19 protein-coding genes are annotated in these 17,505 nt (G+C 52.3%); 9 read left to right on the forward strand and 10 right to left on the reverse strand.

All coding sequences use genetic code 11. From position 1 onward, the window contains the following. Window positions 1–12: 12 nt before the first annotated feature. Window positions 13–438, reverse strand: a complete 426-nt coding sequence (locus AC5TBW_RS13290) for a VOC family protein (RefSeq protein ID WP_071693883.1) — start codon at window positions 436–438, stop codon at window positions 13–15. Window positions 439–571: 133 nt separating this feature from the next. On the opposite strand from AC5TBW_RS13290, the gene AC5TBW_RS13295 reads away from it, so the two are divergent. Both AC5TBW_RS13295 and AC5TBW_RS13300 read left to right on the forward strand, forming a co-directional pair. Continuing rightward, window positions 572–1,456: a LysR family transcriptional regulator gene (locus AC5TBW_RS13295; protein ID WP_495509016.1), complete on the forward strand. Its 885-nt coding sequence runs from the start codon at window positions 572–574 to the stop codon at window positions 1,454–1,456. Between the two features lie 32 nt (window positions 1,457–1,488). Further along, entirely contained in the window at window positions 1,489–1,722 is a 234-nt protein-coding gene (locus tag AC5TBW_RS13300; RefSeq protein ID WP_495509017.1) for a DUF3820 family protein, read from the forward strand. Here the strand turns inward: AC5TBW_RS13300 and AC5TBW_RS13305 are convergent. Then, window positions 1,719–2,066: a hypothetical protein gene (locus AC5TBW_RS13305; RefSeq protein ID WP_495509018.1), complete on the reverse strand. Its 348-nt coding sequence runs from the start codon at window positions 2,064–2,066 to the stop codon at window positions 1,719–1,721. The genes AC5TBW_RS13300 and AC5TBW_RS13305 overlap by 4 nt on opposite strands. Window positions 2,067–2,127: 61 nt before the next feature. Further along, window positions 2,128–2,262, reverse strand: coding sequence for a GFA family protein (locus AC5TBW_RS13310; RefSeq protein WP_495509019.1), 135 nt, complete (start codon window positions 2,260–2,262; stop codon window positions 2,128–2,130). Between the two features lie 89 nt (window positions 2,263–2,351). On the opposite strand from AC5TBW_RS13310, the gene AC5TBW_RS13315 reads away from it, so the two are divergent. Then, entirely contained in the window at window positions 2,352–3,119 is a 768-nt protein-coding gene (locus AC5TBW_RS13315; protein ID WP_495509020.1) for a DUF1499 domain-containing protein, read from the forward strand. A 42-nt stretch (window positions 3,120–3,161) separates the two neighbouring features. Here the strand turns inward: AC5TBW_RS13315 and AC5TBW_RS13320 are convergent, their stop codons facing one another. The 7 genes from AC5TBW_RS13320 to AC5TBW_RS13350 form a co-directional block, all read right to left on the reverse strand. Next, window positions 3,162–3,524: a ribbon-helix-helix domain-containing protein gene (locus AC5TBW_RS13320; RefSeq protein WP_495509021.1), complete on the reverse strand. Its 363-nt coding sequence runs from the start codon at window positions 3,522–3,524 to the stop codon at window positions 3,162–3,164. Window positions 3,525–3,650: 126 nt separating this feature from the next. Then, the gene (locus tag AC5TBW_RS13325; RefSeq protein ID WP_495509022.1) at window positions 3,651–4,220 is read right to left on the reverse strand and encodes a DJ-1/PfpI family protein; all 570 of its coding nucleotides are present in this window, start codon (window positions 4,218–4,220) and stop codon (window positions 3,651–3,653) included. A gap of 114 nt (window positions 4,221–4,334) precedes the next feature. Continuing rightward, window positions 4,335–6,431 carry a methyl-accepting chemotaxis protein gene (locus tag AC5TBW_RS13330; RefSeq protein ID WP_495509023.1) on the reverse strand — a complete coding sequence of 699 codons (2,097 nt, stop codon included), beginning with the start codon at window positions 6,429–6,431 and terminating at the stop codon, window positions 4,335–4,337. Between the two features lie 59 nt (window positions 6,432–6,490). Further along, window positions 6,491–7,690, reverse strand: coding sequence for an ABC transporter substrate-binding protein (locus AC5TBW_RS13335; RefSeq protein WP_495509024.1), 1,200 nt, complete (start codon window positions 7,688–7,690; stop codon window positions 6,491–6,493). Between the two features lie 256 nt (window positions 7,691–7,946). Further along, a complete protein-coding gene (locus tag AC5TBW_RS13340) occupies window positions 7,947–8,561 on the reverse strand; it encodes a flavin reductase family protein (RefSeq protein WP_035560057.1) in 615 nt (204 codons plus the stop codon). A 90-nt stretch (window positions 8,562–8,651) separates the two neighbouring features. Continuing rightward, entirely contained in the window at window positions 8,652–10,619 is a 1,968-nt protein-coding gene (locus tag AC5TBW_RS13345) for an aconitate hydratase (protein ID WP_495509025.1), read from the reverse strand. An 89-nt stretch (window positions 10,620–10,708) separates the two neighbouring features. Further along, window positions 10,709–11,401: a GntR family transcriptional regulator gene (locus AC5TBW_RS13350; RefSeq protein WP_495509026.1), complete on the reverse strand. Its 693-nt coding sequence runs from the start codon at window positions 11,399–11,401 to the stop codon at window positions 10,709–10,711. A 219-nt stretch (window positions 11,402–11,620) separates the two neighbouring features. Between AC5TBW_RS13350 and AC5TBW_RS13355 the strand changes: the two genes are divergently transcribed. From AC5TBW_RS13355 to AC5TBW_RS13380, 6 genes are all read left to right on the forward strand, one after another. Further along, on the forward strand, window positions 11,621–12,571 hold the full coding sequence (locus AC5TBW_RS13355) for a LysR family transcriptional regulator (protein WP_495509027.1): 951 nt from the start codon (window positions 11,621–11,623) through the stop codon (window positions 12,569–12,571). 184 nt (window positions 12,572–12,755) lie between these two features. After that, window positions 12,756–13,742 carry a TAXI family TRAP transporter solute-binding subunit gene (locus AC5TBW_RS13360; RefSeq protein ID WP_495509028.1) on the forward strand — a complete coding sequence of 329 codons (987 nt, stop codon included), beginning with the start codon at window positions 12,756–12,758 and terminating at the stop codon, window positions 13,740–13,742. A gap of 125 nt (window positions 13,743–13,867) precedes the next feature. Next, window positions 13,868–15,805: a TRAP transporter permease gene (locus AC5TBW_RS13365; RefSeq protein ID WP_495509029.1), complete on the forward strand. Its 1,938-nt coding sequence runs from the start codon at window positions 13,868–13,870 to the stop codon at window positions 15,803–15,805. Window positions 15,806–15,817: 12 nt separating this feature from the next. Beyond that, complete coding sequence (locus AC5TBW_RS13370) at window positions 15,818–16,765, forward strand: D-2-hydroxyacid dehydrogenase family protein (RefSeq protein WP_495509030.1); 948 nt, start codon at window positions 15,818–15,820, stop codon at window positions 16,763–16,765. A 75-nt stretch (window positions 16,766–16,840) separates the two neighbouring features. Continuing rightward, on the forward strand, window positions 16,841–17,257 hold the full coding sequence (arfB, locus tag AC5TBW_RS13375; RefSeq protein WP_035560043.1) for an alternative ribosome rescue aminoacyl-tRNA hydrolase ArfB: 417 nt from the start codon (window positions 16,841–16,843) through the stop codon (window positions 17,255–17,257). Between the two features lie 30 nt (window positions 17,258–17,287). Further along, on the forward strand, window positions 17,288–17,503 hold the full coding sequence (locus tag AC5TBW_RS13380; protein ID WP_495509031.1) for a DUF1289 domain-containing protein: 216 nt from the start codon (window positions 17,288–17,290) through the stop codon (window positions 17,501–17,503). Window positions 17,504–17,505 lie beyond the last annotated feature (2 nt).

Genomic DNA, 17,505 nt, shown 5'->3' on the forward strand with positions numbered 1-17,505 from the left:
TCAATGCAGCTTTTACTTGGCAAACACCTGGCTCATGTCTTTAAACGCCTTAAATTCTAGGGCGTTTCCGCAGGGGTCGAGCAAGAACATGGTGGCCTGTTCACCCACTTCACCTTTAAAGCGAACATAGGGTTCGATCACAAACTGCGTATCGCGTGCTTTCAGACGCTCAGCTAGGGCTTCCCACTCATCCCACTCTAAAATCACACCGAAGTGCGGCACCGGTACGTTGTGCCCGTCTACCGGGTTAGTGTGGGCACTCTCTTGGCCCGGTGTTTTGGGTTGCTCATGAATCACTAACTGATGGCCGAAGAAATTAAAGTCGACCCACTGCTCGCTGGAACGCCCCTCTTCCAAGCCGAACACATCGTTATAAAACGCCCGTGCCAGTGCTACATCGTAAACAGGAATAGCCAAATGAAAGGGTGAAAGGCTCATTGTCATCTCCAGCTTATTAGGCTTTTAGGGGGTTGAATGGCACTTTATGCTGCCACGCTGTATTCATCCTAGGGCGGCGCATGGGAAAATAAAATCAATAACTATTTGGCTGATTCACAAAAAGGATTGATCAATGATCCGCGAGCTGAAAACGCTGATTGCGGTAGCACAGGAAGGCACCTTTGCCGCGGCAGGTAATAAAATTGGCCTGACTCAGGCGGCGGTCAGCGCACAAATGAAACGTCTCGAGGCAGAGCTGGGTATCGCCCTGTTTGAACGTAAAGGGCGTGCCGCCATATTGACCCAGCGCGGGCAAGAAACACTGAGGCAAGCTCATGCCCTGCTGACGCTTTATAGCACGCTGGGAGCGGCTACTGCCGGACAACCAGCCACGCAACGAATCAACATTGGCTCGATTGCTTCCATACAGCGGTCACTACTCCCCGATGCCTTGGCGCGCTTTCATCACCGCTATGGCGAGTGCCGCACGCGTGTAGTACCGGGGCTTTCCATGGAACTCGTGAATCAAGTCGACGCTGGCGAGCTGGATATGGCGGTGATTATTCGCCCGCCCTTTTCATTGCACAGCGATCTGCGCTGGACACCCCTGGCCCACGAGCCTTTTCGGCTGATCGTTCCGGAGTCTATTAACGGTGATCAATGGCGTGAACTGGTCACCCGTCAGCCGTTTGTTCGTTACGATCGCGCCTCCTTTGGCGGACGTCAGGTCGATCGTTTTCTACGCGCCAATCACTGCAACGTGCGGGAAGTATGCGAAGTTGATGAACTTGAAGCGATTATTAAACTGGTTGCCAAAGGCGTAGGCGTAGCCCTGGTTCCCCAGGCATTTGCGCAGCATCGCTGGCCAACTGGAGTACGTGCCATTGATTTAGGCGAGCGCACCTTTCACCGCGATATAGGACTGATTCATCCTACCAGTGGTCATTTGAGCGAACCCGCAAAAGCGCTTACTCAATTGATTGGCGAAATCGCCCAGCACCCCGATAATGGCACCTAAAGTGTTTGGTTTAAGATCAAAGGAGTCAATGCATGAAACCAGAGGATCTGGAAAAGTTGGTAACGCGCACTATGCCCTTTGGCAAGTATGAAGGCCGCCTTATAGCGGATCTTCCAGGCCCCTATTTAAACTGGTTTGCCCGGGAGGGATTTCGAGCTAGTGAGATTGGTCAGCTATTGCATCTCATGCATGAAATCGATCATAACGGGCTTGGCCCGCTGCTTGACCCGCTGCGTAAAACGCCCAGCCAGCGCGGCGAAACTTAACGATGGTGATTGCCGCGTCCGTTTAGGGCGCGCTGAAACTCGGCCCGGTAAGCAGACTCATGGAGGGTCGGGTCTTTGGGGAAGCGGCCTAAAGCAACAGCTAACTCAAAAAAGCCCGTAGCGGGTAACGCCTCGCCCCGGCGGCTAACCACCAAGGCAGCAATGAAAGGAGTGTGTTGCGCGGCGTCTTCACGCATTAACTGCTCAAGTGCCTGGGTCACTTGCCCAATGGTGCGCGGCGGCGTTAGCCCCAACTCGGTAGCCACCTGTTGATAGGTCAATGGCAGGGCATCACGTGGCACGCTATGCAGTAACTGACGAAGAGCAGCATCGTTATCACTCATAAACATTCTCTGATCAGGTTTTAAAACGCTCAAATTTCGGCAAGTCATCGTCAACACTAAATCATGACGCCCTGGAACTCACAAACGCATTACCGTGGGCTTTTTGGCACTGTTTGCAACGCCATATCGATATCTCTTCCATTTCTCCGTCATACTGATAGGCGACCCTGCCACAGAGGCAACTGCCCTTTAGCATCTGAAACTCCTTAATTTGGCTATTGAAGTAGCATTTGTGCTAAGAATAGCTGAAAAGGATAGCGGCATAGGGAGTGATCAGGAGAGAACATGACATCGCAATTAAAAGTACCAAGCCCCCGCGGTGGCCGATGGCCAAGCGTGCTGGCTGGCTTAGCTATTCTACTGCTCGCAGCAGCGGCATTGATGATGGCAGGTGCGGGACCTGCTTATCGAAGCGAACTCATCAGCCTAGGCGAGGCGTTTAACTGGTTGCGCAACGGCGTTTACGTTGCGGGCGGTGCGGTGGCCTTCAGTGTTATCGCACTACTGTGGGGCATGTTTGCTCGCCGTTTTACCTCTGCCTTAGTGGCTTCCCTTGTCATCATCGGTGCCGCGGCGCTGCTTTTTGTGCCCTGGCAACATTGGCAACGCGCTCAAGAGGTGCCTGCTATTCATGATATAACAACCGATACGCAGACTCCGCCTGCTTTTGAAGCCCTAGCCGAGGCACGTCGGGTAGCACCAAACGGGGTCGACTACTCAGGCGAAGCCACCGCCCAACAGCAACGCGCGGCATACCCTAACGTTGGACCATTGGTTATCGATGAAACGCCACAAACCGTTCTCGCAGCTGCTCAAGCAGAAGCGGAAGAAGCTGGCTGGCGCATTGCCCGCATCACCGGCAATCGCATAGAAGCCACGGCAACGACCCGCTGGTTCGGTTTTGAAGACGACGTGGTTATTCGCTTAACAGAAGTCGACAACGGTGTGCAGGTAGATATGCGTTCTGCATCGCGCCTGGGCGCCAGCGATGTGGGCACCAACGCGGCGCGCATTGAAGCGTTTTTAAGTGCGCTGGAAGCTCGGCTTGAATAAGGCGCTTACTAAACGCGTTTTCAAGCGTCTTTGAATAGCCTGTTAATGCAGTGAACCAGGCCTGCGGCCGCCCTCGCGAGCTAAAATGTGCTCAGCGTCCAGCGTTGCGATGGGCACCTGGTGTTGCGTAGGGATATCGCCCGTTAATTGAAGCGCTTGATAGCGCAGTGCGCACACCCGCAAAAACGAAGTGAAGTTACCCAAATCGTGCCCTGCATCGATAGATTCGTGATACAGCCGGGTAATCATCTGAGCCGTGTTCATACCATCGCGCTGGGCGATCTCTTCGAGAATGTGCCAAAAATAATTCTCCATTCGCACGCTGGTCACCATGCCATCGATACGCAGGGAGTGAGTTGCACTTCGCCACAATTCAGGGTCGGCTTGAATAAAGAGTTTACACATGGGTATTGTCTCTCGGCGTATTCGCATCCACTCGAATTATTAGCATAGCGGCAATTATTGGCACAGCAAATCAGAGCGCCCAGCGGGAAGCTGGGCGTAAATGTAGTTGGGTTATCGCGGTCAGTCTCACTTATTCAGTAGCGTCATAAACTGCGCAAGCCAGGCCGGGTGGGCAGGCCATGCGGGAGCGGTAACCAAGTTGCCATCGGTGACTGCATCGGTCACTTCCAGGTCGGCAAAGTGACCACCCGCAAGCTCTACTTCCGGCTGACAGGCCGGGTAAGCGGAGCACTGCTTTCCTTCCAGCACCTTTGCAGCGGCGAGTAGTTGAGCACCGTGACAAATCGCAGCCACGGGTTTGTTGGTCTCAAAAAAGTGCTGAACCATGGTTAGCACCTCTTTGTTCAAGCGAAGATATTCAGGTGCGCGGCCGCCAGGAACTACCAAGGCATCGTAATCAGCGGGATTAGTGCTGGCGAAATCGGCATTCAATGCAAAGCGGTGGCCGGGCTTTTCGGAATAGGTTTGATCACCTTCGAAGTCATGAATCGCGGTCGCCACGGTGTCACCCGAGGCTTTCCCAGGGCAGATAGCATCAACACGGTGGCCAACTGCCATCAGTGCCTGGAATGGCACCATGGTTTCATAATCTTCAGTGAAGTCGCCGGTGATCATTAAAATGCGCTTGCTGCTCATCTCAGTGCTCCTCTTATCTATCTTATGGTTATCGATCGAGTATGTGAGCACACGCGAGGCGTGTTAAATGAGACTAGCAAGCGCTTTACGACAACAGGTAGTAATTGCTTACTACTAGATAATTTCTTCCTTCTGTGGAAGAGCTAGATGTCGCTGTCCTGCCGTGTCGCTGACACGGAAGCGACCTACCAGTGCATGCATATCCCCGGCACGATCATCCAGCGTATGGCTGGCGGTGGTCGCTTCTTGCACCAACTGCGCATTCTGGTGCGTCACTTGATCCAACTGCGAAATCGCCTGGTTGATCTGATCAATACCGGCGGATTGCTCATGGGTCGCCCCTGCAATCTCAGTAACATAGCGCGTCACCTCACCCAGGCTATCAATGATTTCCTGCAGGTGTTTGCTTGAGGCGCTTACAAGCTGCTCGCCCTCGCTCACCTTGGCGACACTGTCGTCGACCAAATGACGAATTTGGGCCGCTTCTTCAGCGCTGCGTCCGGCGAGTTTGCGCACTTCTTGCGCCACCACTGCAAATCCACGCCCCTGCTCGCCTGCCCGGGCGGCTTCAACGGAAGCGTTTAGCGCGAGCAAATTGGTTTGAAAGGCAATATCGTCGATTGCTTTAATGATGGAGGTGATTTTTTCACTAGCCTCGCGGATATCTCCCATTGCTGCCGTCGTGCGCGTTGAAACATCGCCAGCGGCGCGGGCGCGCTGGTCAACATTACCGCTGGCATCTTTGGCCTGATCAGCGTATTCAGCCGTTTGCTTAACAGTCGCGGTGATTTCCTCCAGACTTGAGGCCGTTTCAGCTAACGAGGCCGCTTGCTGGTCGGTGCGCTGAGAGAGGTTTTCATTCCCGGCGGCAATTTGACGACTGCTGGTTGCAATCGCTTCGGCGCTTTGACGAATTTGCGCCACCATACCTTCAAAGGTATCCATCATGTTGTTAAATGCTTGAGCGGTCTGGCCCACTTCATCATTACGCTTTAGCTCAAGTCGCATTGAAAGGTCGGCACCCTCTCCAGCTGCACCGCTGATATCTTCCATTTGTCGACGCATTGCCACGAGTGGTCCCAGTACGCGAACCAGAGTGCGCCAGCCAAAGATCGCCAGTAATACAATCACGACCAGGGTCACTATAATCAGTAACGAACGGCCCGCATTGGCTAGCGCCTCTGCCTGAGTAGCGGCACTGTCCGCTTGATCCACGGTGTAGGCTTCAACATCGGTCAGCGCCCCACGCATCTGATTCATGGCTTGGGCAACATTCTCCAGCGCCGCTTGCACTTGCGCGTGTAACGCGAGTTGTTGCAAGCGAAGCTCATACACAGCGTTGTCATCAGACACCATCAACCCATCCAGCTCCACAATGACATTATCTAAGTCATTGATGAGTTCGCGCTGCTCTACTTCAGTGCTGGGTGCATCTGCGATCGCTGCCAATGACTGCCTAGCTAGCCCAACCTGCTGGGCAATTTCATTGTGACGCAAATTGACCAGCGCATCGGCGCTATTCGTTTGCATCATCTGGCGACCAAGGTCAGATAACTGCGCTAATGCCATGCGCGCGTTACCGCTTAAGCGTCCAATATCCGCTTGTGGGGCAAACATATTATCAAGCAACTGGGTAGGCAGCGTGGTCATGCCATCTTCACGCCAGGCTTCCATTAACTCGCGTTGCTCCCGGTCACTACGCACTTGGGCCAGTGCCGTGCGCCCGGCCATATCTTCGGCACTTAGCATCACTTGACTAATCAGCGCTTGCATAGCACCAATACGCTCGGCCATCTGAGTTTGTAAGCTCAGCTCTTCTCGGCGCACCGCTTCCAGCGAAGTATCACCGTCTAGCAACGCCTGATAATGACTGTCCAGTTCACTCAAACCTTCAGATTGATCAACACCACTAAGTTCCCCTCGTGCATCGCGAAAGCGTTCATCTAATGCGGTTTGTGTGGTGACGTCATCTAGGCTGGTGGCATTTTCTGCGGCCAGTAAATCCGCGTGACGTTGACCAAACGCCCCCATCGTTAGCACCATGTCCCGGCTGGCACCCTGAAGGGGTAAAACTTCACCGGTTATATAGCGCTGCGAGTCGATTAACCGCTGGTTAGTGGTCCAACCTGTTGCCGCGAGCACCACGGCGCCCAGCACTGCCGCTAAAAACAGGCTGATCAGCATGGCTCTAATACTTAACGTTTTTTTCATTATCTGTTTTCACTTGTGTCAGGGTCTTACAGGTAACATCAGCTTTAGTAACGTAACCGTTATGGCAACAGGCTCGCCCACTCCACCGACTCGAAACGGCCGTTAGTGATAATGGTTGGCCACACCGCATCGCTAGCTTGGTGGTCATTTCGTCCCAAGCTGAGCGGCTCTTCTAAGCCTATGTCGATATCTCCCAGGCCGAGCAAGCCATCCACGATAGCTTCACGGTCCGGGTTTGAGCCTGCAGCCTTAACACCCTCAACAAACAGCTTTGCGGCGAGGTAACCTTCGAGGGAAATAAAGTCTGGTTCGCTACCGCGCGCATGGGTTGCCAGCGCTTGCCGATAGGACTCAACGGCAGGCAGGTCGGCATTTAGCGGCGGTACTACCTGAGTAATAATGACACCTTCTGCCAGATCGCCAAGTTCATCCATTAGCGCTTGGCTGCCCACAAAGGAGACGTTCAGAAACACCGCGTCAGGGAGGTCATTTTTCGCTTCACGAATGAAATCAGCAGCGGGGCCATAGGTACCGACAATGATAACGGCACGGGGTGTCACCGGTGCTTCCAGAATGGTCGCTAAACCCTGGTGAATATTACGGGTACCACGAGTAAAGCGGCCATGGGCCAGCGCTGCAATATTATTCACTCCATGATCGGTTAATGCTTTTGTGGCGCCGTTGTATCCTGCATCACCAAAGCTATCGTTTTGGGTAAAGAAGGCAATTTCTTCGGGTAAAATACCTGCTTCCAAGAGCCCGTCCACCATTGCGGCGGTTTCTTGTACGTAGCTAGCTCGGTAATTGATCACATAGCGGTCAGGCGGTGACCGGCGCAACACCCCTGCACCAGTAAACGCCCCGTAAAGAAGGGTCTTATATTCGTTATAAATGGGAATGGTAACGGTAGCCGTCGGGGTGCCGACGTTGCCAATCGCAGCCAGCACTTCATCTTCTTGAATAAGCTCTCGGGTATTGCTGGCAGCTTGCAGCGGTTTGTACTGATCATCCCGCGCAAGCAACGCCAGCGTTTCACCATTAACACCACCCGCCACGTTCACCTCGGCAAAGTAGGTCTCTATCCCTTTTTGCATGCCCAGCCCAAGTGGCGCTGCACCACCGCTGGAAGGAGCGACAATACCAAAAGTAAGCTCCGCCTGGGCCAGCGGTGACACCAATAGCCCGGCGAATAAAGTTACTTTTAATAGCGGAGTTTTTAACACCCCTTTTTGTAACAATAGCGTTCCCAATCGTCGCATTGATCTGCTCCTTACTCGCTAGATCACTTCTCCACCCGATAAATGGCATGTTGAAAACAGACAATGGGAACCATGGCCTGTTTTTTACATTACCGATCCGTTACCCCTTACTATCGGCAGGAGAATATACGACTAAAGATTAATTATCGTTAATTACTGAGTAATTATTGTTGGCCAACTGTAACGACTTGGCAATTATTGGTCATGAAATCAAAATTAGTATTACTAATCATCACCTTAAACAGGCTAAACACTTCTAATCGGGGCGCTCAATAGCAAAGCGGTCACTGATTCGGATGTAATCGCTGCCCGCTAGGCGACCCACGGGTTTGAGCTTATCCATATCAATATGGCGGCCGTCCCAAAGAGTGTCATCGATATGAATAGAGACCACTTGCGCCAGCACTAATGTGCCGGCCAACGGTTGGTCGCCAAATCGAATCATATCGTAGAGTTTGCAACCAAACGCGACGGGGGCGTTGGCAATCCGCGGAACGCTAACGCCCGGCATATCAGCTTTTTCAAGCCCGGCCAGGGTAAACTCATCCTCTCCTGGCGGCAGGCTGGCACTGGTGGTGTTAAGCGCTTCAATCAACGCTTCGCTCCCCACATGTACAACACATTCTGCGACTTCATTTAGGTTACGCACCGTGTCTTTCAGCTCACCGCTGCCATTAAGCAGTGGCGAAAACGCCAGCACGGGTGGGTTTACACTCGCAACGTTGAAGAAAGAAAACGGCGCTAAATTAGCATTTCCATGCTTATCCTGGGTAGATACCCAGGCAATAGGCCGTGGGCACACAGCACCGGATAACAAACGATAAATGACACCGGGGCTTAAGAGGGATTCATCTAATAGGTAATCGCTCATTTTGGCTTGCTCTTCAGTCGTGAAATGGCTGTTGTCCAATCGGTCTCACTGCTTATTCATGATAGATACGCTTGTACATGATAGACGGGCTTAGGCTTGGCGTGCTTTGAGATGATTAATTACACCACCTACCCGCAAAAGCTCACGCTGACGCTCACTCAGCCCATGATGGAGGCTAATTATGCCTTTGCCGACTATTTCTGCCTCTAGCGTAGGGCCATTTGCTATTTGCGTATGCACGTTCTCAATCACAACGCTATCGCCCGGAGCTAACCGCTCAGCATCATTTTCATTGATAAATGTCAGCGGCAGTGCGCCAAAACAGATTAAGTTTTGCCAGTGGATTCGTGCAAAACTTTTTGCCAATACAGCCTGTAAGCCAAGGTAACGAGGCACAAGAGCGGCATTCTCACGGCTAGAGCCTTGGCCATAGTTATGCCCCCCCACAATAATATGCCCCCCTAAGTTACGCGTTGCCTCCGCACGCTGTGAATACTCAGCATCGACGGCTTCAAAGGTAAAAGGTACGGAAGCATAGATGCTACTCCAGTACGGCATTACGCGCTGACCAGCAGGCATGATGTCATCGGTTGAGATGTTATCGCCCGTGACGAGCAACACGGGGATCTCCAAACGATCGGGTAGCGGGTGGAGTGTCGGTAGTGCAGGTGTGTTGTCGGTTTTTTGTAGCGGCGTTAAGCGGGCTTGCTCAAGCGGCAGTGGCGACGTAAAGACATCGCGATTAACCACCATAGCGTCAGGCTCACTAATACGCGGATAGTCCATTTGCATATTACGAGGATCGCTGATCACCCCAGCCAACGCTGAGGCAGCAGCTGTTTCTGGACTGCATAAAAAGACGCTGTCTTCTCGCGTGCCGGACCGGCCGGGAAAGTTACGCGGTACCGTACGTAAACTGTTGCGCCCTACGGCAGGTGCCTGCCCCATTCCAATACAGCCGTTACAGCCAGCTTGGTGTAAGCGTGCACCACTAGCCACTAACTCACCTAAATAGCCTTCTTGAATCAAAGTGGAAAGTACTTGGCGCGACGAGGGATTGATGTCCAGCGATATGCCGTCTGCCACCGAGCGCCCTTTTACCATGCTCGACACGATAGCAAAGTCACGATAACCAGGATTACCCGACGAGCCAATATAAGCTTGGTGCAACGGCTGTCCGACGACTTCACTCACAGGCACGACCTTATCGGGGCTAGAAGGCAGTGCAATGAGCGGCACCAGCGTGGATAAATCGATCACCTCTTCCACATCGTAATGGCAACCGGGGTCTGCTGCGAACGGCTGCCAATCGCCTTCGCGTCCCCGGGCTGCCATAAAGCGTCGCGTACTATCATCACTAGGAAACACACTGGTCGTGGCCCCCATTTCAGTGCCCATATTGGCGATGACTAGACGATCCATGGTCGAGAGTTCATCAAGTCCTGGGCCATAGAATTCGAGAATGCTATTTTTGCCGCCCGACACGCCATGTCGACGAAGCAGCTCCAGAACCACATCTTTAGCCGATACCCAGTCTGGCAAACGCCCTTCCAGGCGGATGCCCCAAATCCGCGGCATGGTGATATACAGCGGCTCACCGGCCATTGCCATAGCGACTTCAATACCACCTGCACCGATGGCCAGCATTCCCAATGCACCCGCCGAAGTCGTATGGCTGTCGCAACCGACCAGCGACTGGCCAGGCACACCAAAATTTTCCATATGCACGGGGTGGCTAATGCCATTGCCAGGGCCTGAGTACCAAACGCCAAAGCGTTCACAGGCACTCTTTAGAAATAGATAGGTCTCGGCATTGAGGTTATCGGCTTGGACAAGTCCGTGATCGATATACTGAACGCTCGGCTGAGTGTGCACCCTGTCAATGCCCATAGCTTCAAGCTCGAGCATCACTAAAGTACCAAGCACGTCCTGCAACAACGCTTGGTCGATGCGCAGGGCAATTTCGCTCTCAGGAAGCAATTCACCGCTGACCAAATGATCACTGATCAATTTTTGAGCTAAGTTAAGAGGGGCTACAGGGGAGGCTTGAGAAGTCATAGATGAAGTCCTAATGTTTTTTATTATCATTAAAGAGAAAAGCGACTAACCATATTGTTTTCAATGATTCTTTTTAATTATTAGTCTTACTAACTAATTAACAATTCCTTACTAAACCGATGCGCGACTTCAACTTTATTGTCGGGCTGTTTTTGGCGCATTTGTGCAGTTCGTGCCGCTAATATGTGCGCACGCATAATGGCAGCCGCCCACTCACCATCGCCGTGTTGCAAGGCACGAATAATTTCTCGATGGTGCTGCATACTGCCCAGCAGCTCCTCACGGGTGTAATGGTGAAAACTGCGCCGAGATACCGGCACTTGCACAATCGTTTCTAATAATCGTTGGAGGCGGGGGCTATCCGCCGCCGTCACCAGTTCAGCGTGGAACTGATTATTAAGCACGGCGATTTCATCCACCGCCCGCTCATCATCCTGCTGGCAAAGTATTTCCATTTGATCGGCAAAATGACTCAGCGTGGAGAGTTGTGCCTCGCCAATACGTTTAGCGGCCCGTCTCACCACCTGGGGCTCTAGCAAGACTCTCAATTCAAACACTTCTTCCACGTCATGCTGTGTCCAACCCACCACACGAGCGCCATGGTGGGGAATAGCTTCAACCCAGCCATCGGATACCAAACGACGCAATGCTTCGCGAATGGGGGTGCGGCTGTAATCAAGCTCCTCTCCGATAGCCGCTTCACGTACATAGCTACCCGCAGCGTAGCCACCATTGAGGATGCGCTGCTTGATGATGTGGTAAACACGGTCGGCTGCAGTCATAACGACACTCCAGAACGTTCCAGCGACTTGGTTTATATCACTGCTGATGCGTATTTAATTGGATCCTAACGACTAAGGTCGTCAAGCTAATTGTGTACGACTTGTTGCGCAGATGGCCAATATAGGCCTACATTTGTCAAAAATCGAGCCTAGTTGCATACAATAATTTGTATATTGCTCATCCAGGTGGGTACTCTTGCCATAAAATAGGAGTTCAAAATGAAACTCGACCCCACGTCTTTACGGCTATTTGTGCGGGTAGCAGAGATGGGCACCATAACCGGTGCAGCTGATGCTGAGTTCATTGCAACTTCTGCGGTTAGCAAGCGGTTAAGTGAGCTTGAGTCGCATTTCAGTACGCCGCTGTTACACCGCAATAACCGAGGCGTAGAGTTAACACCAGCAGGTAACGCGTTGCTGCACTTGTCCCGTGGAGTGCTGCATAACCTGGAAGACTTAGATCTACAGATGCGTGATTACACTAGCGGTGAGCGCGGCATTATTCGCATTTTTGCCAATATGTCCGCCATCACTCAGTACTTACCCGGCGAGACCCAGGCATTTTTCGAAAAACATCCCGATATTGGAGTGCAACTCGAAGAAAAAGTCAGCCCAGTGATTACCCGGGAAATTATGGCGAACGGGGCGGATATTGGTATATGCGCCAAACTCCCTCATGGCTATGACTTAGCTGAGCTGCCTTACCACACCGATGAGCTGGTGCTTGTCACGCCGTTAAACCATCCTCTTGCCAACCGCGATGCCATCGATTTTCGCGACAGCCTAGAACACGCCTATGTTGGGCTACACTCTTCAAGCGCTATCAATCTCCAGCTCTTAAAGGCCGCCAGCTTAGCCAACAGACCGTTAAGACTGCGCATTCAAGTCACAAGCTACGACGCGTTGTGCTTGATGGTTCAAGCAGGGTTAGGGATCGGGGTAGTTCCGAGAGGCGCCATTCGTCAATACGTGGGGGGGTTACAAGTACGTGTACTGCCTATTCGAGATGACTGGGCAAAACGACCGCTGTGTATTTACGTCAATAACATCGATCGAATTTCGATGGCAGCCAGGCTTTTTGTGGATCATCTAATTGAATCTTCGAATAATTCTAAGCAACAGCCAGCAATAGAAAAGAGTGACATGGCTTTAAAAGCTTCTTTGATTTAGCGTTAACTTTATGCCTGCCTTCTCGGTTCACGAAAGCAGGTTCATCAATCACCAGTACCCAAATGCGGTGACAACGGGTATTTATAGTCTGGAGGTGGTTATGTAATACACCGTTTGATCACAACAACAAACCGTCCATGACAATCATGACAATAAAAGCATTCCAATGCTTGAGGTAATAATAATGAAATACTTTGCTCAAAAATCACGTCTGCTTATTCCTGCTTCCATCCTGGCATTCGGTACGCTTACCAGCGCCGTTGTACAGGCCCAGGAAGATGCTTTGAATATTGGTGCTGTTCCCACTGGCACCGGTTGGTTCTTCGGTATTTCCGAAGGCGCGCGGGTTATCAGTGCCAATACACCTTACGAAATTACCGTACGCGAGACTGGCGGCACCCGTGAAAATGCTATTCGTTTAGGGCGCGATGAACTGGATCTTGCTTTTACTGAAGCTCTGGTAGGCTATGAGCAGTACAACGGTATTGGCCGCTTTGAAGACACGCCTAACGAAAACGTACGCTTAGTGTACTGGATCGCGCCTTCCACCATGCACTGGGCAGTGCGCCAAGATGCTGAGATCAACACTTTTGAAGACCTTGCTGGTAAGCGCTTTAATCCCAGCAGTATTGGCGGCGGCGGCGAGTACATCACCGAATTAGTGTTTGATATTCTAGGGGTTGAACCCGACTTTCAGCGCATGCGCATCGATGATGCGGCAGAAGGTGTGATCGACGGTCGTTTAGTCGGTTTCAGCTATAATGGCATCCCGCCTATTCCTGCGTTCACTGAAGTTCACTCATCTCGCCCTCTGCAGCTTCTGTCACTTTCAGAAGAGCAGCTTGAGACTGTCACCGCAGAGCTTCCCTTCTTATCGCCATCAATCATCCCTGCGGACACTTACCGTGGCATGGATGAAGCAACGTCGTTAGGTATCTATATGGGCGTGTCAGCCAATAGCACGCTAGATGACGATATTGTTTATGACATCACCCAAGCCTATTGGGAAAATCATGATCAAGTTTCGGCGTCTTTTGCGCCTGCAAAAGGAATGACCCCACAAGACGTCATTGATAATGCCACCTTCCCGATCCACGCGGGTGCGTTGCGCTATTACCAGGAACTGGGTCTTGAGATTCCTGAAGACGTTATTCCTCCCGAAGCACGCTAACAGCTGCTTACACTCGTAGGCATCCATTTGTCTGCGAGTGTTTTAATGCCATCCCCTCATTAACACCTCATTTTTGACACGCCCATAGTAATTGCCTAACAGCAAAGTGGCGTGGGAGCCATCCGATGGATACCCTTGAAAGTAATAAAATTGTTGAAAAATATTCGGAAGATTCGGGTAAGCGTCAGCTAACGGGCTTCTGGTTTTTAGTGATGCGTCTAATCGCGGTGGCGATGGCGGTTTTCCACCTCTACGCGGCAATAACAGGGGCAGTGAATACCCAAAACGCCATTCACCTGCTATTCGCACTGCCGTTAATTTTCTTGGGCTACTCCTGTCGCGCAAAGGATAACCAGCGTCTCCCCTGGTTTGATGTCATTCCGGTAGTGCTTGCGGTCGCAGTGAGTGGCTATTACATCATGCAGTTTGATCGCATTATTTATGAGCTTGGCTATCTAATGCCGACCACCTATGACTTGGTGTTTGGCTTATTGGCAATTCTGCTTCTCCTCGAGGCCTGCCGACGTGCCATTGGACTAGCATTCCCTATCTTGGTACTTATTGCCCTCTCCTATGCCTATTTTGGTAACCACTTGCCGGGTATTTGGGGTCATGGGGGATTTGGCTGGGCAGACTTGGTGGCCACTTTCTATATGAGCCCGACGGGTATCTACGGCAGTTTGATGCGTACCTCCTCGACGGTGATTGTGGTGTTCATTATGTTTGGTGCGCTACTGGTAACGACAGGTGGTGGCGATACTTTTATGCGGTTGTCTAACTCTGTGACGGGCGGTATGGCAGGTGGTCCGGCTAAAGCCGCCACCCTATGTAGCGCCCTGTTTGGTAGCATCAGCGGCAGTACCGCTGCCAACGTGGCCACCACGGGCGTGTTCACCATTCCGTTGATGAAAAAAAGCGGCTATAGCCCTCGCTTTGCGGCAGCCACTGAGGCTTCGGCCTCTACAGGTGGACAAATTTTGCCTCCCATCATGGGCGCGGCTGCGTTTGTCATGGCCGACGTTATTTCTGTTAGCTATCTCGAAATCATTGGTGCTGCTCTTATTCCCGCGCTGCTTTTCTATCTCGCCATCTGGATGAGCGTTCACTTTGAAGCTAAGCGTCTGGGACTAAACCCAATACCTAAAGATCAGCGCCCGACGTTACGCGAAGGCCTGTTCAATATTGAAACGCTGCTGCTACCGATTATCGTACTGATCACTATGCTGGTGCTGCGTTACACCCCGACTACCGCCGCTGTAGCCGCGTATTTCACCGCACTGCTGATCTACCTCTTCTCCTGGCGTAGCCCAGGCAGTTTTATGGATCGTTTGAAGTCGATCCCTGCTGCCTTGGAAGCAGGTGCCATGACCGCTGCTATGATCGCCGTTATCATCGGTAGCGTTGCGATTATTGCCTCGGTGATCAGCCTTACCGGTTTAGGCCTGAAAGTCTCATCGGTGATTCTTGTCGTCAGCGGCGGCGATGTATTGGTTACCCTGCTGCTGGCCATGGTCGTCGCGATTATTCTAGGCATGGGCCTACCGACAGTAGCAGCCTATATGCTGGCGGCGTCTGTAGTGGCCGCGGCATTCATTGAAGCGGGCTTACCCAGTCTTTCAGCGCACCTGTTTATCCTCTACTTTGCGATTCTTTCGGGGGTCACACCACCCGTTGCGTTAGCGGCTTATATCGGTGGTGCCATTGCTGGTTCACACTGGTTCAAAACTGCCCTGACGGCGACGAAAATCTCCCTTGGCGGCTTCTTGATTCCCTTTATGTTTATCTACCACCCTCCGCTGCTAGGCAATGGTACTCCGCTTGAAATTGCTCTCGCTGTGGCCTCTGGCGTGGTAGGCATAGTGGCGCTAGCGGCATCGACAATCGGTTTCTTCTTACGTCCGTGCAGTTGGCTGGAACGCGGACTGTTACTGGCGGCAGCGCTGATGCTGATTAACGGCATGGTGATAACCGATGTAGTCGGCATTGTGCTTATCGCGGGGCTGTTTGCATGGCAATACCACCTGAATCGTAATGATAGGACAAGCGTATCTCTGCCCAGCTAAGGAATCGACTCAATGAAAATTGCTATTCCCGATGATTATCAGGACTGTGTGCGCAACTTAGACGCCTTCAAACAGCTAGAAGGCCACGATGTAACGATCTATCACGACACTCTTACCGACCTGGACGCGCTAAGTGCGCGTTTTCAGGACGCCGAGGCGTTAGTGCTGATTCGCGAACGTACCCCGATTACCGCGGCGTTGCTGGAGCGCCTGCCCAACCTGAAAGTTATTAGCCAGACGGGGGGCGGTGCGGCGCATGTGGATATGGAGGCTTGCCGTCGCCACGGCGTTACCGTGATGGCGGGCACTGGCTCGCCCTACGCCGCAGCAGAATTAACCTGGGGGTTGGTGCTGGCGGCTATGCGTCATATACCGGCAGAGGTTGAGAACCTGAAAGCGGGTCGTTGGCAGCGCACGTTAGGCACGGGCCTTAAAGGGCGTACGCTAGGCATCTTTGGCTATGGGAAAATCGGCAGCTTGGTAGCACGCTATGGTCAGGCGTTTGAAATGAATGTACTGGTCTGGGGCCGGGAAGGCACCCGCCAGCGCGCGACCGCTGCTGGACTTGAAGTGGCCGAAAGCCAGGCAGCGTTGTTTCAACGCTCAGATGTTCTGAGCCTGCACCTTCGCTTGAACGATGATACCCGCGACATCGTCAGCGCTGAATCCCTCGCCCAAATGAAGCCTACATCACTGCTGGTAAACACTAGCCGTTCTCAGTTAGTGGTGCCAGGCGCACTTGAGCAGGCACTTCAAGCTGGCCGCCCAGGTCAGGCAGCAGTAGACGTCTTCGATGCAGAACCTGTGTTAGAAAACTCACTGCTGGCACTGCCCAATTTCGTCGCTACGCCACACCTTGGCTATGTGGAAAAAGATAGCTACGAGCTCTACTTTGGCGATGCGTTTAGCAATCTGCAGGACTATATAGATGGTCGGCCAGTCAATAATTTAGCGAGTTAATAGAGCGCGCTAAATAGAGGCCTCTGTGCCAATTGTGCTAGCCTTATGGGTTCACGAGTCACACAGGGGCCATTAATGCTCACCATTTCTAGCAACGTTACCCTCGCTGACTGGGAAATTGATATCAGCCAGATTCGCGCCCAAGGTGCGGGCGGTCAGAACGTCAATAAAGTCGCCTCAGCGGTACACCTGCGCTTCGATATCCTTAGCTCCACGCTACCACCCCTCTATAAAGAGCGCTTGATGGCGCTCTCGGATCAACGCATCAGCAAAGAGGGTGTGGTGATTATTAAAGCCCAAAGTCATCGCAAGCTTGAGCTCAATAAAGAAGATGCGCTGGCACGTTTAAAAGAGCTGATCCAGAGTGCCACCAAACCGCAAAAAGTGCGCCGTGCCACCAAGCCGACTAAAGGCTCCCAGCGCCGCCGCGTCGATCACAAAACCCGCAAAGGCAAGATCAAATCGCTACGTGGTAAAGTGCCTGCCTCTTAATACGCGAATTTGTTCCGAAGGCCTCATCCAATGACGATACGCTCCACCTCTTACGCCGCGCGACCAGTGTCACCGTGCGTGCAAATCTGTCAGATCGAACCCTCAACGTCGATTTGCGAAGGCTGTGGTCGTACGTTGGATGAAATTGCCTGTTGGGGAAGCATGACCGAGGCCGAGAAAGCCCCGATATGGGAACGCCTGGAAAGCGAAGGTTATGTGTGTAATGGCCAGGATTCTACTGACTAGGT

It is taken from the genome of Vreelandella sp. ssv, assembly GCF_059448525.1.